At 62.1% G+C, this 1,331-nt stretch carries 1 protein-coding gene; it reads right to left on the bottom strand.

Features of this window, described 5'->3' with window-relative positions; all coding sequences use genetic code 11:
• Window positions 1–131 precede the first annotated feature (131 nt).
• Window positions 132–1,331 (bottom strand): hypothetical protein (locus NW853_RS06655; protein WP_414348481.1); only part of this gene is annotated, 1,200 nt, incomplete at its 5' end.

The following is a 1,331-nucleotide window of genomic DNA, read 5'->3' as shown; positions in this document are numbered from 1 at the left end:
GGCTGCAACTGCCGAGCGCCGCGGCCCGAAGGTTCGTTTCGCTTGGCACCAGGTCAGTTGTCAGTGTAGTAGAGAAACCCCGGCGCGGAAAGATTTTGCCGCTTGCCCCCGCCAAAACCAGCGGCAACAGGCTAGCGTCGCAGCCACCAAGGAAACCAAGGAAAGGGAAAGAGACGCTCGGTTTCGGCGTCGCGGTCGTACTCGGTCGGGCGGCCCGTATCTGGCTGGATTACCAGGCTGCCCACGTAGTCGGCCTCTCGATAGACGCGGTCAATCTGGCGGTGAATTTGGGCCATATCCTCGGCGGAGACCACGCCGTTGTCGGTGGCTTTGTAGAACTGGATGGTGACCCGAATGGGAAAGCGGGGATCCCGTTCGATGTCGAGGTTGTTGATCTCGGTGAAGGGGCCTTCCACCTCCCCGTGGCCGATGACGGCAACTTCTACAGCGCTAGAGACGGCCAGGCTGGCTATGGGCTCCATATAGTAACTGACCCCCTCAACTTCCCTTCGTAGCGGCTGCTGCTGCTTGAGGGGCACTTGGATCAGCATCACCAGGTTCAGAGCTTCTTCGGGGACTTCCGCTGAGTCAGGATCCCTGGGGGTTGGCTCGGCAGCTTGCTGGGCTTGGAAATCGCTGAGGCGCTGCCCAGTAAGGCTGGCCCGTTCCCCGTTTTGGTTGAAGAAAAGGCGCTGGCCCCAGATCTCCCGCCATCCCTCCTCCGGGCGGTTCTCGATCACTGTAATGCTGGTGCCCTCGCGGGTGGCCAAGATCGCCAGCACGGCTGGGTTGCCCGGATAAGACTGATAGTTGAACAGCACCGGGTTGAATTGGGCGGATCCCCCGGCAGGGATGGGCAAAAAGGCGGCCTGGGCGCTCACCAGCACATGGCTATCCCGTGGGGCCAGCAGCGAGTTGCGGTTGCCGGCCCAAGAGCGGGGGTTGTGCAAGTAGCGGCGCAGGTTCCCCAGCAGCTCCCGCAGTGACACCGCGCGCAGGGGTTTTCCTTTTTCGTTGCCCACCAGCACCTTTAGGCTGCCGAGGGGCAGGTCGGCAGAGAGATCGGCAAAGTTGGGGTAGCGGATCACCGGCATCAGGCTCAGCTCGCGGCGACCCGTCAGGGGGTTGAGCTGCTGCACCTGGATGGTCATGTCGCTGATGTTGGGGCCGAGGGCGGATCCCTTGTGGCGTCCGGTATCTTCCCAGGTGAGCTCAGCGATATCCAGCCCGTAGTGGGCTGCCAGGGATCGCGCCTGCGGATCCCTGGTCATGGCGATCGTCTGGTCGATCACCTGCCTATAAGCGGAGTACTCCTGTCTCTTATACACATA

Source organism: Synechococcus sp. H55.11 (assembly GCF_047462475.1).
Taxonomy (GTDB): domain Bacteria; phylum Cyanobacteriota; class Cyanobacteriia; order Thermostichales; family Thermostichaceae; genus Thermostichus.
The sequence above is the reverse complement of the archived record's forward strand: the minus strand, read 5'-3'. Positions and strand labels throughout refer to the sequence as shown.